24 protein-coding genes are annotated in these 26,562 nt (G+C 35.9%); 10 read left to right on the top strand and 14 right to left on the bottom strand.

The features are described 5' to 3' along the window. Positions 1 to 70 precede the first annotated feature (70 nt). The 4 genes from eat (at position 71) to QM481_RS18715 (ending at position 4,676) form a co-directional block, all read left to right on the top strand. The gene (gene eat, locus QM481_RS18730; RefSeq protein ID WP_283382873.1) at positions 71 to 1,393 is read left to right on the top strand and encodes an ethanolamine permease; all 1,323 of its coding nucleotides are present in this window, start codon (positions 71 to 73) and stop codon (positions 1,391 to 1,393) included. 236 nt (positions 1,394 to 1,629) lie between these two features. After that, on the top strand, positions 1,630 to 2,718 hold the full coding sequence (locus QM481_RS18725) for a hypothetical protein (protein WP_283382872.1): 1,089 nt from the start codon (positions 1,630 to 1,632) through the stop codon (positions 2,716 to 2,718). Between the two features lie 12 nt (positions 2,719 to 2,730). Next, positions 2,731 to 4,125, top strand: coding sequence for a hypothetical protein (locus QM481_RS18720; RefSeq protein WP_283382871.1), 1,395 nt, complete (start codon positions 2,731 to 2,733; stop codon positions 4,123 to 4,125). A gap of 176 nt (positions 4,126 to 4,301) precedes the next feature. Further along, complete coding sequence (locus tag QM481_RS18715; RefSeq protein ID WP_166550546.1) at positions 4,302 to 4,676, top strand: PH domain-containing protein; 375 nt, start codon at positions 4,302 to 4,304, stop codon at positions 4,674 to 4,676. Positions 4,677 to 4,768: 92 nt separating this feature from the next. Here QM481_RS18715 and QM481_RS18710 read toward each other — a convergent pair whose 3' ends face one another. Both QM481_RS18710 and QM481_RS18705 read right to left on the bottom strand, forming a co-directional pair. Then, positions 4,769 to 5,176, bottom strand: coding sequence for a hypothetical protein (locus QM481_RS18710; RefSeq protein WP_283382870.1), 408 nt, complete (start codon positions 5,174 to 5,176; stop codon positions 4,769 to 4,771). Then, on the bottom strand, positions 5,166 to 5,843 hold the full coding sequence (locus QM481_RS18705) for a DUF6973 domain-containing protein (protein ID WP_283382869.1): 678 nt from the start codon (positions 5,841 to 5,843) through the stop codon (positions 5,166 to 5,168). The genes QM481_RS18710 and QM481_RS18705 overlap by 11 nt, the downstream gene beginning before the upstream one ends. Positions 5,844 to 6,165: 322 nt before the next feature. Here QM481_RS18705 and QM481_RS18700 point away from each other — a divergent pair, with 322 nt between their 5' ends. Then, positions 6,166 to 6,555, top strand: coding sequence for a helix-turn-helix domain-containing protein (locus QM481_RS18700; RefSeq protein ID WP_283382868.1), 390 nt, complete (start codon positions 6,166 to 6,168; stop codon positions 6,553 to 6,555). 40 nt (positions 6,556 to 6,595) lie between these two features. Here the strand turns inward: QM481_RS18700 and QM481_RS18695 are convergent, their stop codons facing one another. The 10 genes from QM481_RS18695 to dusB form a co-directional block, all read right to left on the bottom strand. Further along, the gene (locus QM481_RS18695; RefSeq protein ID WP_283382867.1) at positions 6,596 to 7,009 is read right to left on the bottom strand and encodes a hypothetical protein; all 414 of its coding nucleotides are present in this window, start codon (positions 7,007 to 7,009) and stop codon (positions 6,596 to 6,598) included. A gap of 203 nt (positions 7,010 to 7,212) precedes the next feature. Further along, positions 7,213 to 7,926 carry a GntR family transcriptional regulator gene (locus QM481_RS18690; RefSeq protein ID WP_166550552.1) on the bottom strand — a complete coding sequence of 238 codons (714 nt, stop codon included), beginning with the start codon at positions 7,924 to 7,926 and terminating at the stop codon, positions 7,213 to 7,215. A gap of 309 nt (positions 7,927 to 8,235) precedes the next feature. Then, positions 8,236 to 11,826, bottom strand: a complete 3,591-nt coding sequence (locus tag QM481_RS18685) for a M1 family aminopeptidase (protein ID WP_283382866.1) — start codon at positions 11,824 to 11,826, stop codon at positions 8,236 to 8,238. A 12-nt stretch (positions 11,827 to 11,838) separates the two neighbouring features. Further along, complete coding sequence (locus QM481_RS18680; protein ID WP_283382865.1) at positions 11,839 to 12,711, bottom strand: ABC transporter ATP-binding protein; 873 nt, start codon at positions 12,709 to 12,711, stop codon at positions 11,839 to 11,841. 329 nt (positions 12,712 to 13,040) lie between these two features. Next, a complete protein-coding gene (frr, locus tag QM481_RS18675; protein WP_283382864.1) occupies positions 13,041 to 13,601 on the bottom strand; it encodes a ribosome recycling factor in 561 nt (186 codons plus the stop codon). Positions 13,602 to 13,715: 114 nt separating this feature from the next. After that, positions 13,716 to 14,426, bottom strand: coding sequence for a UMP kinase (pyrH, locus tag QM481_RS18670; RefSeq protein WP_095162017.1), 711 nt, complete (start codon positions 14,424 to 14,426; stop codon positions 13,716 to 13,718). A 361-nt stretch (positions 14,427 to 14,787) separates the two neighbouring features. Continuing rightward, on the bottom strand, positions 14,788 to 15,285 hold the full coding sequence (locus tag QM481_RS18665; RefSeq protein ID WP_283382863.1) for an acyl-CoA carboxylase biotin carboxyl carrier protein subunit: 498 nt from the start codon (positions 15,283 to 15,285) through the stop codon (positions 14,788 to 14,790). A 21-nt stretch (positions 15,286 to 15,306) separates the two neighbouring features. Next, positions 15,307 to 16,194, bottom strand: a complete 888-nt coding sequence (locus QM481_RS18660) for a DMT family transporter (RefSeq protein WP_283382862.1) — start codon at positions 16,192 to 16,194, stop codon at positions 15,307 to 15,309. A 186-nt stretch (positions 16,195 to 16,380) separates the two neighbouring features. Next, complete coding sequence (locus QM481_RS18655) at positions 16,381 to 16,938, bottom strand: hypothetical protein (RefSeq protein ID WP_166550558.1); 558 nt, start codon at positions 16,936 to 16,938, stop codon at positions 16,381 to 16,383. Positions 16,939 to 17,037: 99 nt separating this feature from the next. Continuing rightward, positions 17,038 to 18,036 carry a tRNA dihydrouridine synthase DusB gene (gene dusB / locus QM481_RS18650; protein WP_166550559.1) on the bottom strand — a complete coding sequence of 333 codons (999 nt, stop codon included), beginning with the start codon at positions 18,034 to 18,036 and terminating at the stop codon, positions 17,038 to 17,040. A 102-nt stretch (positions 18,037 to 18,138) separates the two neighbouring features. On the opposite strand from dusB, the gene QM481_RS18645 reads away from it, so the two are divergent. The 4 genes from QM481_RS18645 (at position 18,139) to QM481_RS18630 (ending at position 21,933) form a co-directional block, all read left to right on the top strand. Then, positions 18,139 to 19,068 (top strand): CPBP family intramembrane glutamic endopeptidase, encoded by a 930-nt coding sequence (locus QM481_RS18645; protein WP_283382861.1) that lies wholly within the window; start codon positions 18,139 to 18,141, stop codon positions 19,066 to 19,068. A gap of 28 nt (positions 19,069 to 19,096) precedes the next feature. Further along, positions 19,097 to 19,318: a DUF2007 domain-containing protein gene (locus QM481_RS18640; RefSeq protein ID WP_141234719.1), complete on the top strand. Its 222-nt coding sequence runs from the start codon at positions 19,097 to 19,099 to the stop codon at positions 19,316 to 19,318. A 708-nt stretch (positions 19,319 to 20,026) separates the two neighbouring features. Beyond that, positions 20,027 to 20,863, top strand: coding sequence for a phosphatidate cytidylyltransferase (locus QM481_RS18635; RefSeq protein WP_166550561.1), 837 nt, complete (start codon positions 20,027 to 20,029; stop codon positions 20,861 to 20,863). 335 nt (positions 20,864 to 21,198) lie between these two features. Further along, positions 21,199 to 21,933 carry a carboxypeptidase-like regulatory domain-containing protein gene (locus QM481_RS18630; protein ID WP_166550562.1) on the top strand — a complete coding sequence of 245 codons (735 nt, stop codon included), beginning with the start codon at positions 21,199 to 21,201 and terminating at the stop codon, positions 21,931 to 21,933. 97 nt (positions 21,934 to 22,030) lie between these two features. Here QM481_RS18630 and QM481_RS18625 read toward each other — a convergent pair whose 3' ends face one another. Together QM481_RS18625 and QM481_RS18620 are read right to left on the bottom strand one after the other, a co-directional pair. Beyond that, positions 22,031 to 24,904: a type I restriction endonuclease subunit R gene (locus tag QM481_RS18625; protein ID WP_283382860.1), complete on the bottom strand. Its 2,874-nt coding sequence runs from the start codon at positions 24,902 to 24,904 to the stop codon at positions 22,031 to 22,033. A 102-nt stretch (positions 24,905 to 25,006) separates the two neighbouring features. After that, positions 25,007 to 25,930, bottom strand: a complete 924-nt coding sequence (locus tag QM481_RS18620; RefSeq protein ID WP_283382859.1) for a tyrosine-type recombinase/integrase — start codon at positions 25,928 to 25,930, stop codon at positions 25,007 to 25,009. Between the two features lie 72 nt (positions 25,931 to 26,002). Between QM481_RS18620 and QM481_RS18615 the strand changes: the two genes are divergently transcribed. Continuing rightward, a partial coding sequence (locus tag QM481_RS18615) for a restriction endonuclease subunit S (protein WP_283382858.1) occupies positions 26,003 to 26,562 on the top strand: 560 nt, incomplete at its 3' end.

Genomic DNA, 26,562 nt, shown 5'->3' with positions numbered 1-26,562 from the left:
CTAGGGTTTTTTTGTAAATTTTGTTTAATGCCCATTTTAAATCAACTTGGTATTTTTATAAAATTTATTCATGATGGAAGCAACAACTCCTAGTCAAACTTCACAACCTACACTCAAGAAAGCGATTAACGCTATTCAATTATGGAGTATCGCCGTTGGATTAGTTATTTCGGGTGAATACTTTGGCTGGAATTATGGCTGGCAAACTTCGGGAACAATAGGTTTCTTGGTTTCAACCTTGTTGGTGACTGTTATGTACATCACTTTTATATTTTCCTACACCGAGTTGACTACCTCTATTCCTCATGCGGGTGGGGCATTTGCTTATGCACGACGAGCTATGGGACCTTGGGGCGGATTTATCGCAGGTTATGCCACACTAGTAGATTTTTTGTTGGCACCGCCTGCCATCGCCTACGCATTGGGGAGTTATACCAATTTCCTTAATCCAGCGATTCCTGTTGTGCCAACGGCAATGGGTATGTATGTTATTTTTATCGCTATCAACTGGTTTGGAATCAAAGAATCTGCTCAGTTTTCATTGATTGTTACTATTCTTTCAGTACTCGAATTAGCGGTTTTTATGGTGGTGGTAGCTCCATATTTCAAATACGAAAACTTTGTCGCCAATAATCCCGAACATATTACGGCCGATGGAATCTTTGCAGGAATTCCTTTTGCTCTCTGGTTTTTTGTAGCCATAGAAGGCGTCGCAATGGTGGCTGAGGAGGTCAAAAATCCACATAAAACAATACCAATCGGTTATATCACGAGTATTTTGACATTGGCTATATTGGCTCTTGGTGTCATGATCTTGAGTGCTGGTGTAGGCGACTGGCGCAGATTGATTAGTCTCGATCACCCTATTCCAGAGGCTTTGTCAATGGCGTTGGGTGAAAAAAATGCTTTGTCAAAAATCTTCGCAAGTTTAGGGTTATTTGGCTTAATCGCTTCTTTTCACTGTAATACTATCAGCTATTCGCGCCAGATATATGCGCTTGCTCGTGAGGGATATTTACCAGAATTTTTATCTGCCGTTAATAAAAAGTATCAAACTCCACACTGGGCGCTTATTGCTGGTGGTTTAATTGGCTTTTTAGCTATTTTCACAGGAACTACCGATAAGATTATTATTATGTCAGGACTTGGAGCTGTAGTTATGTACGCTGTAAGTATGGTTAGCTTGTTTGTATTACGTATGCGTGAACCTGCGCTCGAAAAACCTTTTAAAGCTCCTTTATATCCTTGGTTTCCAATCATAGCCTTGGCGCTATCGTTGGTTTGTATGATTGCTATTATTTACTACAATCCTGAAATTACTTTACTATTTGTTGGTATCTTTTTGTTACTACTTCCAATTTTTCTTTGGCAGAAAAAAAGAAAGAAATGGTAGTGTTTAATTTGAAGAATGGTTGATTTGAAGATTTGATAATTTGAAAATTTGGTAGTTTGATAGTTTGAAAAATATGGCTTTGGGTTAAATGAGTGGAGGGCTAAATGATACTTACTCTTACCAATAAACTATTCGCTGATAGGCATCTTGATGCTCCGCTCTTCCTATTTTGTTGGGTAAAAAGGTTTTTTTTTATCATATTCGAATTGTTTTGATTTTTATAGAAAGGGAGTAGTATGTCGATTTTTGATAAAATAAAAAATGTTTTTGTAAAACAGCAGAAAGAAGAGATTGTAGCGCTAAGCGAGCAAATTGCTGAAGTACAGCCTCTTGAATCTTCTCCTGTTGTGGAGGTAATCCCTGTCTCGTCGTCTGAAAGAATGAAAGTTTCATCTATTAGCCAACCTGACTGGTTGATTAATGAGGATATTCTGCGTGATGAAGGGGTGATTTTTGGACTTTCTGGCTCAAACCCTGAAGAAAAAATTTCAATTATTCGAAGTTATTTTCATCAACAAACTGCCGATACCGAAAAGTTGATTGAGCACCGTGAGGAGAAGATAGGAGAACTCAATTACTGGATTAACGAAAAGGAAGGCTTAGTCAAAGAATTAGAGCGAAAAATAGAGCTTCTCAAAGAAAAAGAATTCACCGAGCAACATCATTTACCTAGAACCATCACAGGCTTGTCTTTGGCGATTGGCATTGCTGTGGGTAATTATTTTTTGATTGAAGAAGCACTTCGTGGACACTTTGAACAAAATAAATTGATTGCTTTGGGCGTATTTATGGCAGGGATGTTCAATTTGTTTGGTCGAATCTCATTTTTACACGACGATGCTAGACAAAGTAATTGGCGTAAAATCCTTGAAGAAATTGGTATGCCATTGGCCTCTGCGTTTTTTGTGTTTGCTCAGATTTATGCCTCTCAACCAGCTTTGAACGCTTGGGCATTGTTTGCCTTTATCTTTTTCTTGTTTATGTTTTCGGGTAAACTCCTGTTGGGCAATTTGGCGGTGTTAAAAGATGATTTAACCATTTTCCAAAAACGAAATCAATTACAACAAGATAAAGTCAAAAAAGTGGCTGAGTGGGAAAAGGAAATAGAACAACATAAAGCCGAAATCAAAGAGTATCGTGTTGAGAAACAATCAATTTTGCCAGAATTGAGCCGATATATTGCAGAACGTACGCGTATTAATGCTCAAAGAGATATGCTAATCAAAGTTTTTGAAAGTGAATATCACTTGGCTTTAAATTATCGAAGTCGTATCTCGCAGAAAGATATACAGTCGATGCTAGGAGAGGAGGAAGAGGAATTTTAATAGGGAAAACTGATGGAAGAAAATAAATCTCATGCCGAAAAATATGATTTCCAACACGGTTATACTAGTGGTTTGGAATCGGTAGATAAAAATAATTATGAAGGATATTTGTCTAGCCAGGTCAATTTTGAATGGCTAGATAAACAACTTCAAGAACAAAAACAGAAGCTAAATAAGCTAGAGGAAAAAATTACTCAAGCGAAATCTGCTTACAAATCAGCTTTTGATGCGCTTCAGGATAGAGTCTTGAAGGTGGGTTTGGCAGGTAAGAATAAAGAAAGATTAGAATCTGAACTTTTTGAAATAGATGAAAAAAAGCATCAACTCGAAAAGCGCCGTTTAACCGCTGTACACAAGTATTCACTTTTTGCGGGTATTATTTACTTTATTGCGGGTGTCTCGTTTGTGGCAGGTGACTTGATTATCTCGCATGAGATTGTGGCTTATGCGCTCAACATTCATAATACGGTAGAGGCTTGGTCTTTTGCGGTTGGTTTGGCGATGGTTTCTATTTTACTCAAACCTGCATACGAACGCTTGATTGAATCACCGTACTCGGATGGGGAAAGTGCAAAAGCTAAAAGAACTTATGCATGGTTTAAAGGCGTAACGGTGGTTTTTGCTGTAATTACACTCTTTGTGTTGGGTTGGTTTAGATACGAAGCGTACAAAACCGACAAAATGAAAGAGGGTATTAATAAGGCAATAAAAAATCTTAATAACCAAGTTTTTGACCCGCTCAATCCTACCGCACCACCGCCGCCAGCGGTTCAGGTACAGATTGAGGCCAAAATGCGCAGCTTTGACGCCCTTAATCAGGACTTGGTGAATAGCCCTTGGGCTTTAGCTTCATTTGTTTTGTCAGGTGTATTATTTGCTTTAGCAGGTGCGATCTGTTTGGGAATTGCCTTTCCTGTGTTGCAGTGTTATTGGTATCGTTGGCTTCAAATCGACCCACAACTTAAGCGTTTGAATAAACAAAGAAATAGTCTTCTTCCTCAAATTAAGGCAGAAGATGAAGCGTTGGCAGAGCATTTGATTCAGAAAAATATTCTCGAAAATGATTTACAGCTTGTAGATGATTTTCAAGCTTTAGAAAAAGAGAGAGCGAATCTTTCACAAGAAATCAAAGAAATCTACGAAGGAATGAGGTTGTCTGAGACCGATGCTCGAATTGCTTCGTACAACGATGGTTTTGGCAAAGGTTCGATGGTTCGTGACGCAATTAATGACGAAGAATTGTCGCAATTTGTTCGAGAAAGCTATTTTACAACTTCAAATCTCGCAAGTAAAGCCAAGTCTTCATCGCCAGAAAAAGCATTATTTAGTCGTAAACCACAATTACGTCCGCATCAGCAATTGCGCAAATTGATTTCGGAGGATTTTGATTCATCAGAGGAATTGTGAGTGGTGAATTACGAATTGTGGGTGCGATTTTTTGATAATCAATGTTCTGTTATGCTATTAGCCGTAGGCATTATGCTGTAAGCGAAAACAATACAATCATCAATACATTTTATCTAATGCCTACGGCTAATAGCCTAAAGCCTCAATATTTATTTACTCTAAAAACTAAGAAAATTATGGGATTATTTGATGCATTGATGGGAAACGCCTCGGAGGTTTCCTCTCACAAAGTTGCAGAGGAGTTTGCGCCGATTTTGATTCATGGTGAAGAAGTCGTAAAGTCATTTCGACTGATTCGAGATATGTTTGTATTTACCAACAAAAGATTGATTTTGGTAGATAAACAAGGTTTGACAGGTTCGAAGGTAGATTTTCATACCATTCCATACAAAAGCATTAACCATTTTTCGAAAAGAAGTAATGGTTTGCTAGATTTGGATGCAGAGCTAATTATTTGGGTAAAAGGAAGCGATGCGCCACTCATTAAAGAATTTAGAAAAGGCGAAAATATCAACGATGTTTATAAGGTTTTATCTACTTATGTTTTGTAAGAGATAACAACTTTATACTAAAACACAAAAGGTGCGATAGAATCCAAGTTTAGTTGGGTTTTATCGCACCTTTTTGTGTTATTTAGCTCTTTTTATTTTATAACTACAGTATCTTGAGAAGCAAACAATGAAATTATCTCACAATTGAGTATTCCGTACTTAGCATTTTTGTGTTTGTAAACCAAGTTATAGTCATCCTCATAAATTTCATTTTTTAAGACAGTATCTATTTTTCCTTTTGGTAATGCCACAAAGAATGGACCCATATCATGACCTATTGAAGTGAGACTAATATGTATCGAATCATCAATGTTACCTTGAATTTTTAAATAAATTCCTTTGGCAGGTTTAAATCCAAGGAGTCCTTCTACTTTGATTAGAGTATCTTTTTGGCAATTTTGAATAGTGAAGTTTTTGTGCAAAGGAGGCTTCTCTTTACAACTACTGAAATTACCTATAACAAAGAAACTTGCTATGAATAGGATGCTGTTAATTTTCATTTTGTCTTTTATTAGGAGGTAATGGAAGTTTATATCTTCCTAATGTATAATTAGTAGTTCCTTGTATTGGTTTTAAAGTCCATAAATTACCTTCATAAGCTAAATTAAACATTAAATCTTCTGTCCAATAATCTAATCCCAAACCAATATTATTGTTGAGTAAATCCATTTGAGAAAAAACATTATTCCCTTGTGTACTTTCGTGCGCATCCGTTAGACTTTTTGCTATGGAATATCCGAAAGCCTCTTTCAATTTAAATGCTAATCTTATGTGCACAAACGCATTACTAAATCCACCGTCTGGTAATTCACTAGCAAATACTCCAAACGGATTTCTTAACAATTTTCCATAAGTTAAAGCATCTGTATAAATGAAGAAAAATCTTATAATTTGCCTTGAGTTTAATTGTTGAAGTAATGCTAATTCTGCAGGATTAAATTTTTCTTCATCTCCTAGTTCAATTAACTTTTGCTTCATATACGCAATAACTTTTTCCTTGAATTCTTTGGTATTGATAATAGCTTCATCCATCGATATCCCATCGAATTGATTAAAAGTCACGGTCTGACGTTCTTCATTGTGAGTGGTACTATTATACCAACCTAGAATTACATCAAAATTATTTCCTCGCATAGAAATACCGTAAACTGTTACTTCACTTAGCATGACGTCTCCGTCACCTATACGGCTTGAATTAGCTCTTATAATTTTAGTCGGTGAAGATGGTTGTACATTGTCCTCCTTCTTATCGCAACTTACTAAAGATAATAATAAAGTTACGAATAAACTTGAAAATAATAGTTTTGCTTTTATTTTAATAGATTTTTAAATAAAAATTAAGATAAGTGATAGAATTTGGCGCCATTTTCTGTTGTAAAATTCAGCTTATTGATTTACTTTTACTATACTAAAAAGTTGTTTTACAAAACCTACATAGTTGTATTTTGAAACCTTAAATAGTTCTTAAACCGTTTATCCCTTAATTAATATGAGATTAGGAAACAAGATTAGAATGATCCGTGAATTGAAAGGAGTTTCACAAGAGGCAGTAGCTATTTACTTAGATATTTCTCCTCAAGCTTATGGAAAAATTGAACGTGAAGAAACAAAACTAGATTTTGACCGATTAGAAAATATAGCCAATTACCTAAGTTTATCTATCGAGCAAATTCTTGGTTTTAATGAAAATAAACTACTAGGTTCGAGGGATGAGTTAAAGGGGAAAATAGTTGCAGAAGCTCCAATGTTAAGTGAAAATGGTAAAATTATAGAGAGGCTTTTAATAACATTGGAGGCTAGATTTAATCGATACGATATTCTTCTAGAAAGAAACTTAGATATCATCGAAAGATTTGGGGAGCTAATCAACTCTAAATAAAAAGGGGGTGGATAAGTCAGACGACATATCCAACCCTTCTTTATTTAATAACTACAGTATCTTGTGAGGCTAACAATGAAATTATCTCACAATTAAGTATTCCAGACTTGGCATTTTTGTGTTTATAAACCAAGTTATAGTCATCCTCATAAATTTCATTTTTTAGAACAGTATCTATTTTTCCTTTTGATAATGCCACAAAGAATGGACCCATATCATGACCTATTGAAGTGAGACTAATATGTATCGAATCATCAATGTTACCTTGAATTTTTAAATAAATTGCTTTAGCAGGTTTAAATCCAAGGAGTCCTTCTACTTTGATTAGAGTATCTTTTTCACATTGAGTAATGGAATATTCATGGTAATTGGGTTCTCTGCTGGTGCAGGATAACAGGCTTGCTACGCCAAATGGAATAACAATACGAAGAAATGATCGTGTGTTTAAATGCATGGTGAAGAATTTTAAAGGTTGAAACTATTTATAAAATATTGATTTGAAGGTGAATGTAGTGTTATTTTAGACTTTACTTTTAGTGTGCGACTTAAGTCGCACACTAAAGGAAAGGGCTACAAAAGTCGTAACAGTAACTCCGAACTTATTGGAATAAAAATAGACTAAATTAATTTCTACAAGAAGCTCTAACTCTCCATTTTCTACACAATCAAACTACTCAACGAATACTGTTGCGTATTGCAAAAAGAAACGCTGTAGAAATAATATCCCATACGGTTGGTCGTATATCGGCGCCATACATATACGAGTGGACTCCCCACACTGACTTTCAAGAATTGTGCTTCTTGGGCTTTGGCCAATACACAGGATACTTCTTGTTCAACACCTGAGGCTTCTACGTGATAATTGACGCGTAATGATTCCATGATTGAATCATTGACAAAAGGCGTCATGATAAAACCTGGCAAATTGATATTCGGCAAATAATAGTATTCAAACATCACAGGCGTAGCTTGAGAATGGTGTAGATTCATCGCAACGATACAGCCTGCTTGTCGTTCAGCTTCTGAAATAGGGAAGAAAAAAGCAGGATCCCATGCTTGAATGGAGGGTCTACCAATGATTTTGGATTGTAGAGCAACCTCTTCGTTACTATTGAGCTGTTTGGGGTCTCTAAATGCCAGTAATCCTACCGTTTTGCGTCGAAGATTCACAAAACTTCCTTTCCCCTTTTGCTTGCGGATATAGCCATCCTTTACAAGCTCGTTGAGGGCTTGTCGAACGGTCATACGAGTGATTTGATGCAAATCGGCTAACTGATTTTCGGATGGTAATAAATCATCTTGCTGATAAATACCCGAAATAATCTGATGTCGAAGGCTCTCGTATAGTTGTCGATATTGTGGAATTTGCATACGCTCTGAGGAATTAGGGTGCAAAAATACAATTCTTCAGCAAGACTTCTGCACTCTTCAGAAAAGGTTTCTCTAATTTGATGATATTGTGTTTTGTAATCTATTGATAGATAGGTTTTTGTAAAAATATTAATGATAAAAATTAGTATTCAATAACTTATTACTGGACAAAATGAAAGTTCCTAGTACAAGACAAAGTCTTGTACTCACTTACTTAAACTGTTTAAGTAAGTGAGCAAAGTAATCTAAACAACTAAATGACTCTTTCGCGATTTGTCCAGTAATAAAACTACAGACTAATAACCTCTTTTACTCTATCGATACCTTTTTTACATTATCGATAATATGCTTATCGATTAATTTATGAATGGGATCTATACCAGCCTTGAGAGGCTCTTCTTTGAATGTAAGTTTGAGCGTTTGCTCCTTTTTATTGAATCGATGTTTTTTCAGGTAGATTAATTTATCATTTCCTTCTGCATCTTTTCCATAAACGCCCACATCAATCCAGTCATTCATACCAATCACCTTCTGGTTGCCAGATTTGTCTGCTCTACTTTTTTCAGAAGAAATCTTTAAAGTAACCTCGTATGTATTGTTCTTCAGCTTTTTGGCAGTAGCTATATCTGTTTTATTTTCATACAAAGTAATTGTTTCAAAAAGGTCAGTAATCAGATATTTGAGCGAATCTGGCGTTGCTTTTTTCAGATAACCCAATAAATCTTGGGTAGTTGGATAACGTTTTTGAGGACGATCTGGCCCTGCATATTTCCAATCTTTAGCATATTCGGATAAGGCTTGATTTACCTTATCTTCACCGATGTAATCTTGCAGTGCATACAAACATACAGAGCCTTTGTTGTAATGGATATATTGTTGATTTTCACATAAATATAATGGTTGCTCTTTCTTGCGCTCGGTGGCACGACCGTAAAGATATTCATCCAAATTATATTTCATGAACTTTTGCATGACCTCAGTTGATACGTGATTTTTGAGTACCATCAAAGCAGAATATTCAGATAAAGACTCCGAAAGCATGCCATTGCCTTTTACATTGGCTTCTATTACTTGATGTCCCCACCACTGATGACCAAGTTCGTGCGCAGTTACATAGAATGGAATATCTGGGTCATCTTTTTGAATATCCATCACAAAGCCCATGCTTTCAGAAAACGGAACCGTATTGGCAAAAGACTGTGCAAAAGAAGCATATCTAGGAAACTCCATGATGCGCATTTGTTTGTATTGAAAAGGGCTGAAGTTTTTCGAATAATATCCCAATGCCTTTTTCATGCCATTCATGATTCTGTCAAGATTTTTATCGTGTCCTTTGTGATAATAAATCTCCAGATTGATACCATTCCATTTTTCACGTTTTACCTCATACCTTGCCGAAACTATCGAGTAAAAATTAGCCATGGGCTGATCCATGCTATAACTAAAATAGCGACGATTATTGGCATTCCACGATTTTTGAAGATAACCTGGTGCTATAGCAATTTGGTCTGGCTCGGTACCAATGGTCATCGAGAATCGAATTAAATCTGCATCATCGCCAAAGAGGTTACTTGATAGCCCATGTGGGTCATTTTGATTTGGTAATCGGTCTTCTTTGGGTTTGAGTCCATTGTCTTCTCGGTCGTCTTTATCACTCAGTTCAGCATCTTCGATATATCCTAATTGTGGAAAATAGGAACTATTGTTAAAAAATGTTCCATTATACACAATGTTCGTGCCTGTAACACTTGACAAGAAACTTTTCGCACCGACTGCCAATTGAAAATCCATCTTGACCGAATCTTGTGGAGCAAGAGCTTTTTGCAAATGATAAATCGTAAACTGAAAATCTTTCCATTCTTTTTGCTTTGTAAAAGGTTGGTCAAACGTCAGTTTTTCGATATCTACATCGGCTGTAAATGAAATATAGATATCCTGAATAGGTTTATTGGTTTTATTCTTCAAATAATAAAAACCTTCAGTTTTCATTTTTCTTTCCGACGGGTACAATTCTACTTTGAGATTGGATTCTACGATTTTGGGCTGAGGAGCATTCTCATATTTTTTTAACGTTTTCTCAAAATCTGCTCGTAGTTTTTTCTCATTCTTTGAAGAACGATAGGTTTCTAAGAAATTGGTATTATAAAAAATATAGCTACCTGTGCCAATCAAGACTATCAGTGTAAGAATAGTTGCCGTGAGTAAGGGTTTACTAAAACGATGATTACTAGCAGCAATACGTGTTTCGAGCAATTCGTCGGCACCTCGTACGGAGAGAATCGTCGCACAGATAAACATGATCATGACAAAGGCAAGCCAGTAAGAACTCATCCATGAGAATGGTGTCACAAAATGCCCATAAATATTCATGTCAGAATATTGCCCCAAACTTTGTCCTCCAAATTGTAAAAGAGGATGTTCGACTCCCATCAGTGAAAGTACTGCCGTGAGAATCAAAAAACCGACCGAGATAGCAATACCCAAAAATTTATCATTGACTATCACCTGAATAAAAAAGAAGAATAGGAGAAACTGTATGATAGAAATTAGGGTAGAAGAAAACAAAGTACCAAAATACACCGATAGCTGAAAGTCAAAATATCCCTGAACAGCCTGAACTAGCACACTCAGCCCAATAAAAAAGACGAATAGCGTACAAAATACCAATAACAGCGATAAGAATTTGCTAAAAATCCCGATAAAATCAGGAATTGGCATCGAATCAAAAATAAGGTTGAATTTGACAGTACGCTCTTTCCATACTAGCTCGCCAGCATACGTAACTGCAATAGCCAAATAGAAAAACTCTAAAATCCCTAAAGCACCAAGCATATTGGCAGTAGTAGGTAGAGTTCCAACACCAAACCAACGTTGAGTATTACCGACCGTTGCAATGAACAAGGCAAAGCCCGAAATGATAATAGTTAAGAATGGGACTTCCTTAAAAATTGTTCGGTAATAGAAGGTAGTTAAGCTCCCAAACTGTCGCAGATAGGTATTGTTATTAAGTAATTGTTGGACTTGTGGAATAACAACATTTTCTGGTTTGATACGTACTTCTTCTTGTTTCTTAGATTTTTTCGGTTTAAAAAGTGAACTTTTGACAACATTAAAACTAAAACTCCAATACGTGATGGCTAAAATAATCAATCCCAATCCTGTGACAATAAGGCGATTGTAAAGAAATACTCCTGAAAGTGGAATCATCCACATGTTGCGTTCGGCAGGTGACCAATAACGAATGGTTGTATTAAGACTGATAATACCAAAAGGGTCTATATAGCTTGCTAGTTCACGGTTATCGATATTTGAAAGGAGCTGTTGGGCGATATTATAGACGACAAAAAGGATAATTCCTTGTGTGTAAATCATCACAGACTTGCGAGTGAGTGCACCTGCTGCAAAAAATAATGCCCCTGTGAAAAGTAAATTAGGTATTACCAAGACAAAAAATGGCTGAATAAAATGTAGTAAATTAAAGGGAAGCAAATTTTCAGCTTTGCGATTTGGCAAGAAGTCCCCGATTGCTAAACCCAGCCAAAAACCAGAGAAAATAAATAGCAGCACTAGAAATGAGCCAATAAAGCGCCCCATCAAGTAGTCGAACTTTCTGATAGGATTACTAAACATCAATGCTTCGGTATTGTACTCAAAATCTCTCAAAATTGCTACGCCCATGACTGCGGAGGTAATCATACAGAAAAAATAGGAGACAATTCCTTGTAAAAAAGCGATAATGAAGGGTGCATTTTCTTTAATTTGCTCACTTCTGGTTACAATGTCTTTTAGCTCTGTGGTAACAAATAGTATGGCAGTCACAAAGAGCAACAAAAAGTATATCCAAGTCGCAGGTCTTCGCTTGCGATAGTTAATTTCGAATCTAATAAATTCTAAAAGCATAGTTTGAATAGGTTAGGCGTTAGCAAATATTTTTCCGAAATATACGTCTTCCAAATCTGGATTTACCGCTACAAATCCAGCTTCTGGCTGAGTATCGGCTAGCACATTGATAACTGGCGTACCAGCAATCAAACGATCAGAAATTACCGTAAACTGCTCTTTGTAGGTGTTTAGTTCGGCTTTTGTAATACGTTTTTGCCATACTTTTCCTTCTAATTGAGCCATGGCATCAAAAGGATTTCCTTTGTATAATACCTGTCCTCGGTTGATAATCGCCATGTCGGAGCATAATTCTTTGACATCTTCAACGATATGTGTTGATAAAATGACGATGGTATTTTCGCCAAGCTCCGACAAGAGGTTCAGAAATCTATTGCGTTCGGCAGGGTCAAGACCAGCCGTTGGTTCGTCTACAATGATTAATTTTGGACTAGCAATAAGGGCTTGGGCTATGCCAAAACGTTGTTTCATACCTCCCGAATAGCCTCCTAAATTTTTGGTACGAGCTTCCCAAAGGTTGGTTTTTTGTAATAAAGATTCGACTAATTCTTTACGTTCGGCTTTATGGGTAATACCTTTCAATACGGCAAGATGGTCGAGTAGCGTTATGGCATCGATTTTAGGATAAACACCAAATTCCTGAGGTAGGTAGCCTAAGGTTTTACGAACATCATCTTTTTGAGTAAGCACATTGATTTCTCCCAACATAATACTACCAGAGTCGGCTTCTTGCAAAGTGGCAATGGTACGCATCAATGATGACTTTCCTGCACCGTTTGGTCCCAGCAAACCAAACATTCCTTGATTGATGGTTAGATTTACATTGTTGATGGCATGTACACCATTCGAGTAGGTTTTGTTGAGATTGGTAATTGTTAATTGCATGAGGTCAAAAGGTTTTTAGAAAAAAGAATAAAGGTAATATAGCAAAAAAGTGTAAAAAAGAAATAGAGAAAAGGATAAAGTACCCAAATAGTCATATAGGTTACAGAAGAACTTTGAGCTGATGATTAACATCGAGGATTTCAAAGATTGAATGCATTTATAATCTAGGTTGAGTTCAAAAGAGACGGCATATAAAAAACCTCCTGTTTTCTATATGCCTAGACATACAAAATAACGAGGAGGTTTTTAGCGTTCGAACATTCTAATGATGTGCAAACGGTCTTATAATCACGGATAGGATACCTTGAAAAAGTTTCAAAACATCACTATTATACCGACATAATATCTTTTTCTTTTTCTACAAAAATAGCTTCAACTTTAGCAATGTAGTTATCAGTCAATTTTTGAACGCGCTCTTCACCAGTTTTAACAGCATCTTCAGATACACCTTCGTTTTTCAATTTACGAATAGAATCATTCGCTTCTTGACGAACTTTTCTAACGTTCACCTTAGCTGTTTCGATTTCAACTCTTGCTTTTTTTACTAATTCTTTACGTCTTTCCTCAGTCATTGGGGGCAAGTTCAAACGAATTACCTCACCGTCGTTCATTGGAGAAAGTCCGATATTTGAGTTACGGATAGCCTTTTCGATTTCCGCAATCATTTTTTTCTCAAAAGGTTTTACTACGATTGAACGCGCATCAGGAATTGCAATAGACGCAGCACCTGTAAGAGGAGTCATCATACCATAGTATTCCACCTGAATCCCGTCGAGCATAGCGGGAGTTGCCTTTCCTGCACGAATCTTGGCTAACTCAATAGTTAGGTGCTTCATAGCGCCATCCATTGTTTCTGTGGCAGCATCAAGATAAAATTCTATTTCTTCCATTTGTTGTAATGAGTGGGTTGTGAAATTCAAATAGTTCGCTAGAGACTTTCAAAAAAAATCGGACAGCCCCAAGGTAAAACAACTTTGAGCTATCCGATATTTGAAGGTTATTTGTTAGCTAATAAAAGTTCCTACATCTTCACCTTGAACAAGCCTAGTAAGGTTGTCAGGTTTGTTCATATCGAATACGATAATAGGGAGTTTATTTTCTTGGCAAAGCGTAAACGCTGTTGCATCCATAATTTTCAGACCTTTACCTAAAGCCTCAGCAAATGAAAGCTGTGAATAACGTGTAGCAGTAGGGTCTTTTTCTGGATCAGCAGTATATACACCATCTACACGAGTTCCTTTTAGTACTACATCTGCCTCGATTTCGATAGCACGAAGTGCTGCCGCTGAGTCAGTTGTAAAATAAGGGTTACCAGTTCCGGCACTGAGGATAATAATTCTTCCTTTCTCTAGGTGACGAATAGCACGACGACGAATCATTGGTTCGCAAACAGCCTCGATTTTGACAGCAGTCATCAAACGAGTAAACATTCCGTGCTTCTCTAAAGAAGCCTGAATTGCCATACCGTTGATTACGGTAGCCAACATACCCATGTAATCACCTTGTACACGGTCGATACCAACTTTGGCAGCACTTGCGCCACGGAAGATATTACCGCCACCGATTACAATGGCAACTTCGACACCTAAATCGTGTATTTTCTTGATTTCTTGGGCATATTGCTCCAAAATTGAAGGTTCGAGAACTTCGCCATCTGAACTGAGGGCTTCACCTGAGAGCTTAAGAAGAATTCTTTTGTACTTGGGTTTGTCCATGAGAATTTTTTTTTTCGGTCGCAAAGATAAACAAAGTTTTTTAGTTTGGAATAGCCCCGATTTGAAGTTAAATGATTTTTATCTTTATTCCTGCACCTTAGTAAGTAACAGGAAAGCTTAAATGAAGCGTATATCTCTGGTTCACTTGGATAGTATTCCTATGATTATGAATGCAATCCAATAACTGATATACTAATAACAAATAACTTTTTCATTTATGGAACATAATCTGATAGCTTAGCGATTTGCGAACTCGCATGCACACAAAAATAGCCCAATTACGCAAAATATGTAATTGGGCTATTGAGTATTTATCAAAAGTGTTAGTAAATGGTTGAATCTAGGAATATTACGAATGATTTTATTCAAATTCAATCATTACTTGATTTTTCTCTACATTTTCACGTGCGGCTACTTTAATAGATTTTACTTTTCCGTCGCCAGTAGCTTTTAGTACATTTTCCATTTTCATGGCTTCCAAAATCAATAAAGTATCTCCTTTTTTGACAGCATCCCCAACCGCAACTTTAACGTCAACAACCAAGCCTGGCATTGGTGCTTTGAGGTCATTTACTTTTGAAGAGGCTGTATTGCTCATGCCCAGTTGGTCAAGCAAAATATCAAAACGGTCTTTTACGCCAACAGTGTAAACAGAATTATTGATTTTTAGGACAAAACTCTTACTTGCATAATCCGCCTCGATTACTTCGGCATTGAACGAACGGTTATTATACAAAATACTGAAATTGCCGTCCTGTGTCTTGGCAAAATCCCAACCAAAAGGTTCTCCATTAAGGATGGTTTCAGTAGCATTTTGTTGAATATCGAAAGTCTTATTATTTACACTTGCTTTTAACATGGCTCTTCTAATTTTGTTTTGTTACGAACTTTTATTGACCAAATATACACCAACTAAAATAATTGACATACCTAAATAGTGCTCAATAAGTATAGCTTCGTGGTCTAGTGCGCCCCAGATCATCGCTACAATCGGAATGAGATAGGTAACAGAGCTAGCCAAAACGGCTGAAGTCATCTGTATCAGTCTATTAAACAACACCATCGCAATAGCAGAACCCATTACCCCAAGCAAGACACCATAACCCAAAGCAGGCAAAGCTCCGTCTTGCGAAAGCCTGTCTACAAAGTCTGAACTAAATAAAACTACACCTGACACTGGACCAATAGTCATAAAAATACAACTGGTAATGACCAAGGAGTCGAGACCAATATTGGTAAGATATTTTTTGGTAAACTGTAGATTGATACCGTATAAGAGCGTCGCCAAAATCACCAATAAGGCATATAGGTTAATGGAGATTTTTTCTTTTCCTGCTAAAACCAACATTAAAGCGCCCACAAAGCCTAGAATAATGCCATAGAGTTGTCGTTTGGTAATACGATTATTGAAAAACAACCCACCAATGACTAGGGTAAATAGCGGCGTTGTTGAATTTAATGCTCCCGAAATAGCGCTATCTAGTTTTGTTCCTGCTAATGAGAAAAGAAAAGCAGGAAAGAGGTTTCCTAAACAACCTACAATCAAAAATTTATACCAATCCTTGAAAGGAATTTTTTTGAGGTTATACAAAAAAATGGGTACAAAAAAGCAAAATGCCGAAAAGATGCGCAATGAACCTACTTGTGACGCTTGAAATACATGAAGGCTTTTTTTGACAAGAATAAAAGAACTTCCCCAGACTAAGGCCAATAAGATTAACAAAAACCAAGCGATGGCAGAAGTAGATTTAGTAGTAGTGTTGCTCATAAGAAACAATGTTGAATGAAGCTTTGACCATACATGGTACAGCAAAACAGTTAGCAATGACAAGTTAATGCTTTTTTAACAACTAAAAATTGAAATAGAGTTTCAGAAACCTTGAAAAAGAAAGAAATACGAGAGAAGACGTCAAGAAAGGATAAGCAAGAACTACTGAAAAAGGGTCAATAAAACTTAAAACCTTGGGCAATCGGTGCCTTTGCGAGTACGAGTGGGAAGTTTGAGTCCACTTTTAAAACAACTAGTAATTCCCATTTGGAAGATTGTTCCGCTATTATGTGACGAAGAAGACGTTCCGATTTCGAAGTGAATACCAATAAATGAACGTACCATCACTCTGATACCCAAAAGGATACCAACGGTTGGTGCAAACTGTTTTTGATAATAATCGCCACCTAGCATTGCTCCAAAATAAGGGTCTATATTGGCTTCATCAGAATTGGTTAGCTCTCCAAAATGTTGGTAGCCTCTGAAACTAAATTGCTTAAAATCTGAAAATTCTGATGTGAATTGTGTATACTGAAGACCTAATCCATAGTACGGACTTTTGGTTATACGCTTTTCGAGTCCGATACAAAAGAGTTGCGGACTATTTTCGAGTATGCGAGTAGATTTATCCCTGTTTAGATCGGAGCCATGGGCAAAGTAAAGATAAATCGGGTGTAGTTTTTGTGCCTCAATTATATGGCTCAGCCCTATAAGAATAAGGGTTGATAGTATTAGCCTTTTCACAGCTTAAAATTTCTACTTAGGATGGATTCAATGTTAAAGAGAGTATGAATAATGTGGTCATACTCTCTAAATAACTATTCAGACAAAAACTATACCGAATTACTCAGCAACAAGCTCTCCTTGTGCATAGAATGCTTGTACATTAGCTAATATTTCTAAGATTTCATCATAACTAAAGGCAGTTACAAGACGCATTCTAAATTCTTTGAAATGAGGAATTCCCTTAAAGTAATTAGCATAATGACGGCGCATTTCGACGATACCTACATGGTTACCTTTCCAACGAATACTAAAGTCGAGGTGATGTTTACATACATCTATTCGGTCTTGAATGGTTGGTAGTGCTAAGTGCTCGCCCGTTTTTAGGAAATGTTTAATTTCGTTAAAAATCCAAGGATACCCAATAGAAGCACGACCAATCATGATGCCATCAACACCGTAACGATTTTTATATTCCAAGGCTTTTTCTGGAGAATCAATATCACCATTTCCGAAAATAGGAATTTTGATGCGAGGATTCTCTTTAATTTTTCCAATCAAAGTCCAATCTGCCTCTCCTTTGTACATCTGTACACGTGTACGTCCATGAATTGTCAAGGCTTCGATACCAATGTCTTGTAGTCTTTCGGCTACTTCTTGGATATTCTTGGTTGACTCATCCCAGCCCAAACGTGTTTTTACGGTTACAGGAAGGTGCGTTGACTCCACTACAGCCTTGGTCATGGCTACCATTTTAGGAATATCTTGCAACAAAGCCGCACCAGCACCTTTACAAGCCACTTGTTTTACAGGACATCCGTAGTTAATGTCAATCAAATCGGGACCTGCTTTGGTCGCAATCTCACCACAAGCTCTCATGGTTTCAATATCCGAGCCAAAAAGCTGAATACCAATTGGGCGCTCGTACTCAAAAATATCCAATTTTTGTACTGACTTTGCAGCATCACGAATCAAGCCCTCCGAGGAAATAAATTCAGTGTACATTAGGTCGGCTCCGTTGGCTTTGCAAACCGCTCTGAAGGGAGGGTCAGACACGTCTTCCATCGGGGCAAGCAAAAGTGGAAACTCGCCTAAATCTATATTTCTTATCTTTGCCATATTCAATTCTTGCCTGCATGTACTAGGTTTTGGTAAATTCCTATAACAAACAGTCTTTTAGAATTATCAAACTCACAATTTTGCTGTAAATTTACAACCAATATGGCACAATTTGATACTTTTTCGTCACAAACTGACAGACCCCTTTTCGCTAAAGTTTTGATTTTGTTTGGATTAACCCTTGTTTTTCTGGCGGTTGGTTCGGCAATTGGTCTAGCTGTTTTCTCCAATATGACTGGTGTGCCGATGGCGCAATTCGCTACTTTTCAGGCAAATCCAGATCATTACCCTGATGCATGGTATGCTATGATGCTTTTACAAGCCCTTAGTACGCCTATTCCATTCATACTTTCTGCTTTGATTTTTTGGAAATATGTCGAAAAAAGGGAAATTAATCAGTGGAGCCTACGTCAACCTACAGCGTTGGTTTGGGGTATGGTGCTCGTATTAGTTATAGGTTTTATGCCCTTCGACTCGTTGTTTATTGAATGGAATAAGTCAATTCAGCTTCCGAGTGCTTTGAAAGGATTGGAACAGTGGATGCAAGAAAGCGAAGAGGCTGCCAAGAAAATTACCTTGTATTTTACGGATTTTAAATCATTTCCTCAATTTGTAGTGGCGCTTGTCGTAGTGGCTGGAACGGCTGCTATCAGTGAGGAGTTACTGTTTAGAGGAGTTTTACAAAATATTTTACTCAAAAAATGGAATAACCCTCATTTGGCTATTTGGGTAGCTGCGTTTTGGTTTAGCTTTATCCATTTTCAGTTTTACGGATTAATTCCTCGCATGTTTCTTGGAGCCATGTTTGGATATTTATACTATTGGTCGGGGAGTTTGAGTTTGCCGATTTGGGCACATTTTGTCAATAATGGTTTTACGATTTTGATGAGCTATTTGTATAAAATTGGCGTTTTGGAGGTAAATATAGTAGAAACAGATTCTGTACCTTGGACGGCAGCATTAGCTTCGGCATTGGTATCGGTATTGATTTTTAGAAAAATCTATCAAGATACTGCACTGAAAATTGAATAGTGAGTCTATAAATCAGAAATTTGAAATAATGAACGATTGGCAGAAGATATATGTGTCTGATAGTCCTTTTAAAACAGATTTGGCAAAAGCTTATTTAGTCGAAGAACATCAGATAGAAGCAGTTGTGATTAACAAAAGAGATAGTTCGTATTTATTGGGTGTATGTGAGCTATATGTGCCAGCTAGTCGTGCTACCTTGGCGAGGTTTTTATTAGAAAATGAAGGCGGTTTTCAGGATTCGCTGCAATGAAAGGTCAAGTCATTGATATACGAAAAAATTACGTGCATTGTGAGGTAAGTAAGAAGTTTAATTATATTTCTATCAAAATAGCATTAACTTTTGAGCTACAGCATAATCATGCAATTTTATTTCGTACAATTATTTAAGTAGTAGTGCAGCATTAAAATAAACTAAGTGTATGTTTAAAAAAATTATTTGGTTCTCATAAGAAAAACGAAATTTCCATTCGCCGCTCCTTACTTTTCTTCACTAGGCGTGCCCGTCTAACACAAGAAAAGTAACCGCAGCGGCGGCCGCAAAAGAAAGTCAAGAAATCATAATCGGAGTGGCGAACCACCTCGCCTGCGGCTCAAACAATAGGATTTCATAAAAGCGAATACAAATTATTTCATTTTTAATAACTTAATAAAATTTAAACATACTCTAAATTATAATGAAACTGTTTAAACTTTCGTAAAACTGCTTGCGTCAGCAATGAATTTATACTGTTTGAGCGAAGCGAGTTTATAAATTCTTGATTTTTTTGTTACTTTTTGTATCAAGACAAAAAGTAAGATGAAGAATTAATCAATAAAATATGTCTTTTGAAAAGTTTAAACAGCTTCAATGTGAAATATTGATAATTATAATTTTGTATTCATAATTCATCACTCACAATTCAGCACTCATACTTATGAAGCTATTCTAAATGAAATTTTAAATTTATTAAAGAAAAGGATGAAGGAAAAATTACAGGGTATGTCCAATCTTCAGCAACGTGTGATTGCTGCAGTCATTGCAATTCCATTTTTATTGTTTTGTATCATTTATAGCGATTGGACTTTCTATGTCTTATTTGCTTTGATTTCGGTATTGGCGCAATTAGAATTTTACAAATTGCTAGGTTTGGATGGCAACGAGCCATTAACCTACTATGGCACTTTTTGTGGGTTTATTTTAGTCACAGTTACGTTTTTGATTGAGAAGGGCATTATTCCTTACGAAGATTACTATGTGTTATCTCCACTAATGGCGTTGATTTTCTTTATAAAGCTCTATAAATCAGAAGATGAAAAGCCATTTAAGAATATTGCTTATACTTTTTTAGGAGTAATTTATGTTGCTTTGCCTTTTGCTTTAATTATCATTTTGGCTTTCTTAACACCAGATTTTAGATTTAGCTGGCAACGTCCTCTAGGCTGTTTGTTCTTACTTTGGGCTAGTGATACAGGCGCTTATTTTGCAGGAACGAAATTTGGAAAAACTAAATTGTTCGAAAGAGTTTCGCCTAAAAAATCATGGGAGGGAAGTATCGGTGGTTTTGCAGCAGCTATGTTAGTTTCCTTTGTTCTAACTCAATATTTCGATGATTTACAAGATTGGCAATGGTATGTATGCGGCGCTATTATTGTGGTGGCTGGTACGTATGGCGACTTGGTAGAATCGCTTTTCAAAAGAAGTATTAAAATCAAAGATTCGGCCTCTACAATCCCAGGTCATGGAGGGTTTTTGGATAGATTCGACGGTTTGTTATTGTCAGTACCATTTATCATTACATTTTTGAAAATGTTTTAATTGCTGAAAACAATATAAAAAGCGCCAATGTTCTTCTTTATGAAACATTGGCGCTTTTGCTTTTATAGGGGTGAGTCATAATGATTTCTTGGTATTTGTGATAAAAGAGGATTTATGTAAAAGATTGAATCCTATTGAGATTAAATTGAACTTAGATCTGAAAAAGACGCTTTACTTTTGTGAGGTAATTCTGTATTTTAGTGTTGTAAATTAATATAGTGTTTTGGTAAAACGTTAAAAACTGTTAAACCAATACAGGACTACAAGGTCTAATCCTTTAAATTGTATAAGTTTGCGTATTCAATCCGTTGAAATTTCAAATTAAATATTATACCATGCGATTAGCATTTAGATATATTACCATATTAATACTCTTAGTGACAGGATTTTCTGTTAAGACTTTTGCTCAGGGGCAAGATAAGAGTGTTATTTTTTCGGGAAGGGTTGTAGCAGACCGTAGTTCTGAATTTTTACCAAGTGCTTATGTTTTTAACCCAAATTCAGGAAGAGGTACATTGACAGATAACTTAGGTAATTTTGCCTTGTATGTATATCCTGGCGATACAATTCAGTTTTCGTATGTGGGTTATAAAAAGCGCTATTATGTCATTCCTAGAGACATTGAGCAAACACACCAAGCTTATGTGCGTATGGCTGAAGAAACGAGAATGCTCGCCGAGGTAAGGGTATATCCATATAGTACAGAAGAAGATTTTAAAAAGGCTTTCCTAGAAATGCAGTTGGATAATCAGGCGGGTCGTAAGGCATTAGCAAAGAATTTGGAGCAATCGAAATTGAATGTGTTGGCGCTAAAAGCAGGTTTGAGTGGGGCTGGTAATTTCCGAAACTTCTCTGACCAAATGACTTACAGTATGGCCAATCGTAACTTTATTTCTAGTCCTTTGATGACCTTAACCAACCCATTTGCATGGGCACAGTTTATTCAGTCAATCAAGCGTGGTGATTTGAAAAAAGATGATTATAAAAAGGCCTACGAAGATGCCCCAAGTGAAGGTGTAAGTCGTCAGAAAATCATGAAAGAAATCAAGTCTGGTGGCGGAGGTCAGTAGGAGAGGAGGTAAATATTTTATTAATTTAAAAGCCTAGGAATCTATAGATTCCTAGGCTTTTAAATTTTAGAGTTTTAAGAAATAGATAATTTTAAAATTAATTCCCTGAAATACCATCAAAAAACGTTTCTATAAACCCTAAAATCCTATTTAATATTCGGTCACCAATTTCTTTAGATTTTAAGGCACTGGGTCTTCCCTCTTGACGGAGTTCTAATATTTCTTTTTTTAAGGGCTTACGTTCAGTGAAAAAATAGTTTTCTATTAAGTTTTTAGTTTTTTCTTCAGAAAGGTTTTCTATCTTAACCAATTCTTGTAATGCCTTTTCTTGCTCGACATTCCAGAACTTTTCGAATTCATCAGAAATGGTATCAGTATCTTTAATATATGGCAGGCTTTCTTGAATAAATTTCTCGATTAATTCCCTTTTACTTCTTAGAGATACTTCGGTGTTTAATAAGTTGAATATTTCTTTCTCAATACTTTCTCTATCTTTCGAACTGTGCTTTGATTGGAATTTAATCAGCAATTGAAGAATATAGGTAACATTAATAGTATCTCGTCTTATCAACTCTAGTTCAAAATCTATATCATTTAGAATAGACGTTTTTTCAGGGGAATTAACAGGGTTTATTCCATCTTTCAAATCCAAATATTTACTGGTATAGTCCGTAAAAAGCTGTTCTTCCATGGGTAAATCATCCCAAGTGAACTCGGTGTAATGGCTCATCTTTTTATGAAGACGCATTAAAGTACGAAATGACAAGATAAACTCTAATTTATCTTCTTCACTATATAATTTATCCACATCTTCTACTCTTGAAACTACTTCCAGTAACTTTTGAGTGGCTTCATTAAACTTTTCAACATAAACTTCATAAGGTTCTACGATAATTTCATCTATAGCTTCTTTGTTACTGAACAGAGCAATCGCTTCATCGGTTCTTTCTTTTAGATTACGAAAACACACAATGTTACCCTGTGTTTTGTTCTTATCTAAAATACGATTAGTTCTACTAAACGCCTGAATGAGACCATGGTATTGTAGGTTTTTATCAACATATAAGGTATTCAAAAACTTACTATCAAATCCTGTCAAAAACATATTGGCAACCAACAGAATATCCGCTTCGTTTTGCTTGGATTTTTTCGCCACAGCATTGTAATAATTATAATAACCTTCTGTGTCTTTGATATTTTGCTTTTCGCCAAATAAGCTATTGAAATCCTCTACATAATTTTCCAGTAATTCTCTGCGGTGAGGTTTATAGGCATATCCTATCTGAGGTTCTGCTGCTATGCTAAATTGAGGAATAATTAGGTCTCCTATTTCATCTTCGTTTTGAGCAAAGCTAAAGATTGTCGTTACTTTTAAATTGTGCTCCCCATTTTCTTTTTTACGCTTGAAAATTTCGTAGTACTGAATCACAGCATCTATATCCTGTACACACATCATTGCACAGAATTTCTTATTTTGAGTCTTCTGGTCGTGGTATTGAATAATATAATCAACAATAGCCTCTTTTCGCTCAGGGGCTTCAAATACTTCTGCTTCGTTGATTTTCTCCACTTCCAAGTCAATGATATGCTCTTTTTTCTTGAAGGTTTGTATGTATTCTACCGAAAACTTCAATACGTTTTCATCTCTAATAGCATCAGTTATGACGTACTTATGCAGACATTTACCAAAAAGATTTGCTGTTGTTTTTTCTCCATCAGCATTTTCTGCTAGAATCGGTGTACCTGTAAAACCAAACAATTGAATATTGGTAAAGTAACTAACAATATTTTTGTGTGTTTCTCCAAATTGTGAGCGATGACATTCATCAAAAATAAAGACCATTCTTTCATCTTGAATAGCCTTCATTTTAAACAAATTTCTACCCGAAATAGCATTGTTTAGCTTCTGAATGGTCGTTACAATAACCTTTGTATTTGGGTCATTGTCATTGAATTTTCTAATAAGGTCATCTGTATTAGTAGCCGAACTCACTGAGCCTTTACTGAATTTATCATATTCTTGGTTAGTTTGATAATCCAAGTCCTTTCTATCCACCACAAAAACTACCTTTTTGATAGTCGGAATCTTAGATAAAATTTGACTTGCTTTAAAACTGGTTAATGTTTTTCCACTTCCTGTTGTATGCCAGATATAACCATTTTTTTCGATGTTATATCCGTTCAAAATTTCATTGTCCTTTACCTTTTTGATAATACTTTCTACAGCATAGTACTGATAAGGACGAAGTACCATCAAGCGTTTATCTGTCTCGTTGAGCACAATGTATTTACATATCATTTTGCTAACGTGACAAGGCTCTAAAAATGCGTCTGTAAAACCATTTAGAATATTATTCAAAGGATTGTTTTGTTCGTCTGTCCAATGAAAAGTTTGGAGATACTCCTGTTTGTGCGTGCCGAAATTGCTGAAGTATTTGGTATTTACGCCATTACTAATAATGAACAATTGTACAAAGTGAAACAACCCTTGTCCTGCTCCGAAACTGTGCTTTTGGTAACGATTAATCTGGTTAAAGGCTTCTTTCATTTCCAAGCCTCTTCGCTTAAGTTCTATTTGAACCAAGGGCAAACCATTAATCAATAAGGTAACATCATAACGGTTTTCATACTTACCCACCTGCGTAATCTGATTGGTTACCTGATATTCATTCTGACACCAATGTTCCACATTTAGCAATTCAAAATATAAATTATCGCCATTGTCCTTGATTATATGATGCTTCTTTTCACGTAGTATTTTGGCTTTCTCAAATACAGACCCTTTATTGATAATGTTTATTACTTTCTCAAATTCACTGGCACTGAATTGAACATTATTATGCTTTTCTAATTGTGATTTTAGGTTTGCTAAAAGGGCTTTTTCATCAGCTATAGTAACATATTTATACCCCAATTTCTGTAACTGGGCAATAAGTTGTTCTTCTAAAAATTGTTCGGATTGCTTGCTCAAAATAAGTATGAATTAGGAGTTTTCGGTGTTTATTTTATCTATTTACAAATGTAATAAAATAAAATAATCTTGATATATACCTCCTAATTCATAATCCAAAACTTATTTCAGACCCTTAAACATCTGTTCTATAGCCTTCTTTTTTTGTTCCATATTAGGATGAACGTATAGGTTTAAGGTAGTACTAATATTGGAATGCCCTAGGAGTACACTTACCGTTTTGTAATCACAGTTACTTTCGATACATCTGGTAGCAAAACTATGTCTTAACCCGTGAAATTTAAGGTCAGGCATATTGAGTTCCTTCATCAGATTTTTATAGTAACTGCGGTAGGTTCTTGGTTCAGTGGGTTTTGTATCATTTGTTAAGACAAAGAATGAAGAGTTTACTATTTTTTTAAAGGGTTTGAGTATCCTCAATAAATCCTTACTTATAGGAATTTCACGAATAGAGTTCTTCGTTTTGGGCGTATCCAAAATAAGTTCTGTTTTTCTTTTCCCATCTTCTATAACATATATACGTTGGATTGTTCTGTTAACGCTAATAATACCATTATCGGTATCGATGTCTTCCCAAGTGAGGGCACATACTTCTCCAATACGCATACCTGCACTTAGACAGATGTAAACCCCTAAGTTTCTGAACGTGAAATGCTCTTGGATATAAGTCATTATTTTTTTCTGGTCAGCACGGCTTAAGACTTCTATTGAGTGATTTTCACGTTCGGTTGGAAACTGTATATCAAAAGGTGTATAATCTATCCATTTATTTTTAGCGCCAAACTTTAGAATCATCCTTAGCACGATTAAAACATCCTTGATTGTTTTCTGACTCAACCCTGTTTCTAGTTTTTGGAATACAAAGCTTTGTACATCAGCTTCTTCAATTGAATGCTTATCTCCAAAACTTGGGAGTAAGTGATTTTCAATTAAGAGCGTATAAGCTGAAAAGCTTGATTTTTTCACGTACTGTTTTTTGTCTATTTTCCATAGACCAATTACTTCTGAAAGCTGTTTTTTGTTCATTTTATCTTAATTAAAGTTTTAAAATGACAAAGGAAAACATTAAGGATAATTTATCCTCCAGATAGCTTTGGAGTGAATGTTCCTAATTTAAGATTTAAGGCGTTTCAGGGCGAGTGGGAAAGTAAGAAGTTGGGGGAATTATGTAGGATGCAGGCGGGTAAATTTATTAGTGCTTCTGAAATACTTGATAAACAAAATGGCAATTTATTTCCTTGCTATGGTGGAAATGGATTAAGAGGTTATACAAAATCATTTAATCAAGATGGGATATATTCTCTAATCGGTAGACAAGGTGCTCTATGCGGAAATGTAACACTTGCTGATGGAAAATTTCATGCTACTGAACACGCTGTTGTTGTTACACCTAGTGAAAATACTGATACAATTTGGATGTTCTATTTACTAACTTATCTAAATTTGAATCAATATGCAACAGGAATGGCTCAACCTGGCTTATCAGTTCAGAATTTAGAAAAAATTGAGACCATATTCCCAAAAGCAAAAGAAGAGCAGCAAAAAATAGCCTCATTTCTATCATTAATTGATGAGAGGATAACAACCCAAAACAAAATAATTGGAGAACTGAACGTACTAAAAACTACTCTTGCCAAAAAGATATTTTTACAACAACT

Origin of the sequence: Flectobacillus rivi, assembly GCF_030056655.1 — a bacterium.
GTDB classification, from domain to species: Bacteria; Bacteroidota; Bacteroidia; order Cytophagales; family Spirosomataceae; genus Flectobacillus; species Flectobacillus rivi.
Note: the sequence above shows the minus strand (reverse complement) of the source record. Positions and strands in the feature narration are given on the sequence as shown.

What these genes read in the sequence shown, in the direction of transcription:
- eat (WP_283382873.1), top strand. Translation starts at nt 71, where the DNA reads ATGATGGAAGCAACAACTCCTAGTCAAACTTCACAACCTACACTCAAG.
- QM481_RS18725 (WP_283382872.1), top strand. Translation starts at nt 1,630, where the DNA reads ATGTCGATTTTTGATAAAATAAAAAATGTTTTTGTAAAACAGCAGAAA.
- QM481_RS18720 (WP_283382871.1), top strand. Translation starts at nt 2,731, where the DNA reads ATGGAAGAAAATAAATCTCATGCCGAAAAATATGATTTCCAACACGGT.
- QM481_RS18715 (WP_166550546.1), top strand. Translation starts at nt 4,302, where the DNA reads ATGGGATTATTTGATGCATTGATGGGAAACGCCTCGGAGGTTTCCTCT.
- QM481_RS18710 (WP_283382870.1), bottom strand. Translation starts at nt 5,176, where the DNA reads ATGAAAATTAACAGCATCCTATTCATAGCAAGTTTCTTTGTTATAGGT.
- QM481_RS18705 (WP_283382869.1), bottom strand. Translation starts at nt 5,843, where the DNA reads ATGCTAAGTGAAGTAACAGTTTACGGTATTTCTATGCGAGGAAATAAT.
- QM481_RS18700 (WP_283382868.1), top strand. Translation starts at nt 6,166, where the DNA reads ATGAGATTAGGAAACAAGATTAGAATGATCCGTGAATTGAAAGGAGTT.
- QM481_RS18695 (WP_283382867.1), bottom strand. Translation starts at nt 7,009, where the DNA reads ATGCATTTAAACACACGATCATTTCTTCGTATTGTTATTCCATTTGGC.
- QM481_RS18690 (WP_166550552.1), bottom strand. Translation starts at nt 7,926, where the DNA reads ATGCAAATTCCACAATATCGACAACTATACGAGAGCCTTCGACATCAG.
- QM481_RS18685 (WP_283382866.1), bottom strand. Translation starts at nt 11,826, where the DNA reads ATGCTTTTAGAATTTATTAGATTCGAAATTAACTATCGCAAGCGAAGA.
- QM481_RS18680 (WP_283382865.1), bottom strand. Translation starts at nt 12,711, where the DNA reads ATGCAATTAACAATTACCAATCTCAACAAAACCTACTCGAATGGTGTA.
- frr (WP_283382864.1), bottom strand. Translation starts at nt 13,601, where the DNA reads ATGGAAGAAATAGAATTTTATCTTGATGCTGCCACAGAAACAATGGAT.
- pyrH (WP_095162017.1), bottom strand. Translation starts at nt 14,426, where the DNA reads ATGGACAAACCCAAGTACAAAAGAATTCTTCTTAAGCTCTCAGGTGAA.
- QM481_RS18665 (WP_283382863.1), bottom strand. Translation starts at nt 15,285, where the DNA reads ATGTTAAAAGCAAGTGTAAATAATAAGACTTTCGATATTCAACAAAAT.
- QM481_RS18660 (WP_283382862.1), bottom strand. Translation starts at nt 16,194, where the DNA reads ATGAGCAACACTACTACTAAATCTACTTCTGCCATCGCTTGGTTTTTG.
- dusB (WP_166550559.1), bottom strand. Translation starts at nt 18,036, where the DNA reads ATGGCAAAGATAAGAAATATAGATTTAGGCGAGTTTCCACTTTTGCTT.
- QM481_RS18645 (WP_283382861.1), top strand. Translation starts at nt 18,139, where the DNA reads ATGGCACAATTTGATACTTTTTCGTCACAAACTGACAGACCCCTTTTC.
- QM481_RS18640 (WP_141234719.1), top strand. Translation starts at nt 19,097, where the DNA reads ATGAACGATTGGCAGAAGATATATGTGTCTGATAGTCCTTTTAAAACA.
- QM481_RS18635 (WP_166550561.1), top strand. Translation starts at nt 20,027, where the DNA reads ATGAAGGAAAAATTACAGGGTATGTCCAATCTTCAGCAACGTGTGATT.
- QM481_RS18630 (WP_166550562.1), top strand. Translation starts at nt 21,199, where the DNA reads ATGCGATTAGCATTTAGATATATTACCATATTAATACTCTTAGTGACA.
- QM481_RS18620 (WP_283382859.1), bottom strand. Translation starts at nt 25,930, where the DNA reads ATGAACAAAAAACAGCTTTCAGAAGTAATTGGTCTATGGAAAATAGAC.